We start from the raw sequence: 911 nt of genomic DNA on the forward strand, positions 1-911 counted from the left end.
TTACTTCTGAAAGGGTTCAGCCATGAAAGATCAGGCGTATAACTTAAGACAAAAAATGCTGTTAAACTCTACAACTCCTGCTAAAACGATCGGTATCGTCAGTGGAAAAGGAGGAGTCGGAAAATCAAATATATCTACTAATCTTTCTATACTGATAGGTGAAGCAAATAAAAAGGTCCTTCTGTTTGACATGGATATCGGCATGGGAAACATCCATATATTGTTAGGAAGTCATCACCGCTACTCGATCATGGATTTTATCGAGGGCAGGGAGCCTGAGATAGAAAACATCATATGTGAAAACGTTCATGGTATATCCTATATCAGTGCCGGGAACGGACTCAAAAGTATAGTAGAATGGAATGAAGAACAGATCAATCGGTTTTATGAAGCGATGGACTATCTGGTCCTTAGGTATGATGTGATATTTTTCGATATGGGAGCAGGGGCCACTAGAGAGACTTTGGATTTTTTATTAACAATGGAACAAATCATGGTAGTGACCACTCCGGAACCTACTTCCATAACAGATGCATATTCAATGATGAAATATATTCATCTCAGGGATGGGAAAAAGGAGTTTTACCTTGTGTGTAATCGTGCTGAGAACCGTCAGGAAGGGATGGCGACCATTACAAGGCTGCAGGAAACAGTAAGGAAGTTTTTAGGTAAAGAAGTTGTCTCTTTAGGTATACTGCCTGAAGATCCTGCCGTGAGAAAAGCAGTCAGCCAGCAGACCCCATTGACAAAGGGTTTCCCCCGTGCACCGATTACGTTGGGTTTGCATTCTCTTGCACAAAATTTTCTTTCGGAGGCTGATAAATCAGTGGACCAAGAAGAAAAAACTTCGTTTCTGAAAAACATTAAGAACTTACTTTTCAGGAGGTAAGAAGGTGAAGAAAAAAGTACTG

1 protein-coding gene is annotated in these 911 nt (G+C 40.5%); it reads left to right on the forward strand.

Features of this window, described 5'->3' with window-relative positions; translation table 11 throughout:
* The first annotated feature begins 22 nt into the window (after positions 1 to 22).
* Positions 23 to 889, forward strand: a complete 867-nt coding sequence (locus tag HP456_RS24385) for a MinD/ParA family protein (protein ID WP_172255824.1) — start codon at positions 23 to 25, stop codon at positions 887 to 889.
* The last annotated feature ends 22 nt before the right edge of the window (positions 890 to 911 follow it).

Source organism: Bacillus haikouensis (assembly GCF_013179555.1).
GTDB classification, from domain to species: domain Bacteria; phylum Bacillota; class Bacilli; order Bacillales; family Bacillaceae_B; genus Rossellomorea; species Rossellomorea haikouensis_A.